The sequence below is a fragment of the Corynebacterium sp. HMSC068G04 genome (genome assembly GCF_001814885.1).
GTDB classification, from domain to species: Bacteria; Actinomycetota; Actinomycetes; order Mycobacteriales; family Mycobacteriaceae; genus Corynebacterium; species Corynebacterium hiratae.
Map to the genome: position 1 here is coordinate 1 of NZ_KV818346.1, position 3,107 is coordinate 3,107.

5 protein-coding genes are annotated in these 3,107 nt (G+C 55.4%); 3 read left to right on the forward strand and 2 right to left on the reverse strand.

Translation table 11 applies throughout. The features are described 5' to 3' along the window. Positions 1-198: DUF2200 family protein (locus HMPREF2993_RS11160; protein WP_141758304.1), on the forward strand; the 198-nt coding region annotated here is incomplete at its 5' end. A gap of 34 nt (positions 199-232) precedes the next feature. Here HMPREF2993_RS11160 and HMPREF2993_RS11165 read toward each other — a convergent pair. Together HMPREF2993_RS11165 and HMPREF2993_RS11170 are read right to left on the reverse strand one after the other, a co-directional pair. Continuing rightward, on the reverse strand, positions 233-463 hold the full coding sequence (locus tag HMPREF2993_RS11165) for a hypothetical protein (protein ID WP_070517199.1): 231 nt from the start codon (positions 461-463) through the stop codon (positions 233-235). Position 464: 1 nt separating this feature from the next. After that, a complete protein-coding gene (locus HMPREF2993_RS11170) occupies positions 465-1,307 on the reverse strand; it encodes a RelA/SpoT domain-containing protein (RefSeq protein WP_083317798.1) in 843 nt (280 codons plus the stop codon). 316 nt (positions 1,308-1,623) lie between these two features. On the opposite strand from HMPREF2993_RS11170, the gene HMPREF2993_RS11175 reads away from it, so the two are divergent. Beyond that, positions 1,624-2,151, forward strand: a complete 528-nt coding sequence (locus HMPREF2993_RS11175; protein ID WP_070517195.1) for a hypothetical protein — start codon at positions 1,624-1,626, stop codon at positions 2,149-2,151. A 60-nt stretch (positions 2,152-2,211) separates the two neighbouring features. Beyond that, positions 2,212-3,107, forward strand: an 896-nt coding sequence (locus tag HMPREF2993_RS11180; RefSeq protein ID WP_070702403.1) for a DUF2891 family protein, incomplete at its 3' end; no start/stop codon positions are given.

Consider the following 3,107-nt stretch of genomic DNA (forward strand, 5'->3'; position numbering starts at 1 on the left):
CCACACCGCTACCATTTCAGTCTTCTGAACAAACAGGCACCACATCTCAACCCGTCCCGCTCACTTATCACCGGGAGCGTTTGCGGATACAAGGTGCAGGACATCGAGGACCCGCTGATACAAAACATTCGATACATGGACAAGCTCGTTGACGAGCTCGCCAAAGGCAAGGCCATGGAGAAGATCCTGCGCAGCTAATCTCTTCTCACTGCGCTATTCAGAGCCGCCGGACTTAAGCCACAAAAGGGTACGGCGGCGCGGTTTTCTCACGGAAGAAGTAACGCGCATGCGTGTGCCGGACGGATTCCAAGTTCGTAGCACCAATAGCAACGAGTTCAACATCGGGGTCATCGTTGATTTGATCAAGGTCATGACGGGCAAGAGTTGCCTCAGTCAAGGTTCCAAACTCGGTAACATTCAATGCACCCGTCGGGCGGTGATATTTGATGAGAAAAGCCGGCATGCTATTCGCTCCTTTCCGACCCATTGTCTGCCCATCTCTTGTCGAGCCGACTAATGAATCTATCCAACATCGTAGAAGTCTTTTGCCGCAATAAACGGGCTTCACGCAGCCCTACTGTTTCGAGGATATGCTCGGCAAACGGAGGGGAAAGCGCATCGAAATACCTCTCCACTTTGTACACAACGTCTGAAAGCTCATGGAGTGAGCGGACCTGGGTATTGAATTGCCGCGGTACTTGCTCACCAAACTCCAAGTATCGAATGCCCCGACCGTATAAGTCACCAGCCAGTTCGTAGAGGTTGGCCCATCGTGATTGGAGTGCTGTGCGTAGTTGGAACTCGGCACGGCCTGCCGGAGAATAAATGTGCAGATGGATCGCCCGATACCCAGAGTGCGGCTTTTCTCTCATATCCTGAATTTTGACGCGAGCAGCGCCTTGCTCTTCAAGGTCTTGGGCAAGTATTTCAGCGACTTTTGTTTGCTCCGAAAGCGAGACATCAAAGTCCATTCGCACTCCCGAAAAATCCTGGATGCTCTCCAGCGGAAAGCTCGGCATTCTCCTTAGTTTCTCAACAAGCACTGGCCGGGTCTTAACCCTCGATCCTACGAAGAAACGATTCGAATCCGGCTCCACAACGGCATTTGTCGAACGCTCCAGTGGCACACCCGATTTACTCAATGCTGATACGGCCAAGGACTCAAGATGGTCGCATAAGGCAGACTGTTGAACCAATATGAGCCGGTATAGCCCCTCATCGAACTCTTTCCCAGCGCGCAGCGCACTGCCTATTCGATGTATCTGCCCTTTACTAAAAGTTGTCGGCTTTTGTTCTAAGAACCTCATGGCTCCCCCTCGTGAGTTGTGCAGCAGTCCTCTCCTGTGAACTGCATCCTATGCTGTGGACACCCTTGCGCCCCACAATGAACCGATTCCCCAACGCTTCAGATGTCTGCTTTACACATTAGAAAGAAGCTAAGACAATAACTCACACAATCGATCCTTTGTTCGACTGCCTCGAAAATTACCAGCCGAATTCTGGCTATACAGTCAGGAAAGAATGGTTTGTTGACCAACAGAACCCTCCCATTTTTCAGCGCTCGGACGCGTCCCGCGATACAGTAAAGCCGCTTCCCTACTTTCCCTATTGAAGGAGACTTCTATGAATTCGTGGCATCGCCGGTCCGGCCTTGGAATGGCAACAGTCATCGCCGCAGGCCTCGTAGCGGTTCCTACTGCGACGGCACAGGAGCTCAACGTGGAATCCTCTCGGTGCTTGCGCGAAGACTGCTTCAGCGCATTTAGCAGCAAGGCAGACGGGGCCGAAGAGTACAAGCCATCTGAAGAAGATGAAGCCCGGGCTAAAGAGATGTGGCAGAACGCTGAAGACGCCCGCCTCAAGCTGGAAGAGCTAAAGAACTCCGGCGCTTCAGCGGAAGAGATAAAAGCAGCCGAAGAGGAATATCGGTCCGCCTCCCAGGCATGGGGCGAGTTCAACATGGATATCAACGTCAAAGACGCGCTGCGCGACGAGCATGAGCACGAACTTGAACAGATTGACGCGAAAGAAAAGCGCCTCTCCCTGCTCGCAGCCGGTGGCGTCGTTGCTCTCGTCACCGCGGCGGTGGCTGGGCTTGCTAAAGCAGCAGAGTTTTTCCTCCCGCAGTTGAAGGCTGCACTTTCCCTGTAGCACACAACCACGAAACTGCAGGTCGTGATAGATGTCCGGGGTCTCTGTCATACTTGACGCATGACCACGCTAGAGAATTGGGCCAAAACCTGGGCGGAGACAATTGTGGACGCCCTCGAGCGCGAATTTCCCGCCGCCATGCACCACACGAGCAGCTCAGCTGATGATTGCACCGTGCGCCCACGCGAGCTGCACCCCAGTTTCTACGGCTGTTTCGACTGGCATTCCAGCGTCCACATGCAGTATTCCGGGGTGCTGTTGGATACCATGCTCGGGCCCAAGTCTCCCACCAGTCTTGCCGCGCTTCTCGACGATCGCCTCAGCCCCCAAGCCCTCACCGTCGAATACAACTACCTTGTCGAACACCCCGGGTATGAGATGCCCTACGGGCGCGCTTGGCTGTTGCAGCTAGCCTCCATCCGTCCCAGCGAAGCAATGGATAAGCTCGTCGAGCTCACCGCGCAGCACTGCCACGACTGGCTCGGTTCACTCAACCAACCAGTACTCCACGGCATGCACTCCAATACCGCCTTCAACCTTTTCCTCATCCTCGAGGCCGCGGAGAAGATCGGGCAGGATTCGCTGGCGGATTCGGTGCGCAAGGCTGCGGTTCGCCTTTTCGGCGATGACCGCGCCTACCCACTCGAGTGGGAGCTGTCCGGGCACGATTTCCTCTCTAACGGATTATCTGAAGCTCTGCTCATGTCGCGCGTTCTCCCGGACTTCCCGCAGTGGTTCGACGGTTTCCTCCCCCACCGCGCCGAAGCACTGGATTTCCTTAGCGATATCCCAGAAGTACTCGACCCGACCGATGGCCGCTTAGCCCATCTCTACGGCCTGGCACTCACAAGGGCGTGGATGATTGTTGAGCTCGCCGAGCATTTCGACGCCTCGGCCCTGCCGCGTGCCGAAGCCTTGGTGGCCAGCGCGCGTCCGCAGCTTGTCGACGGCCACTT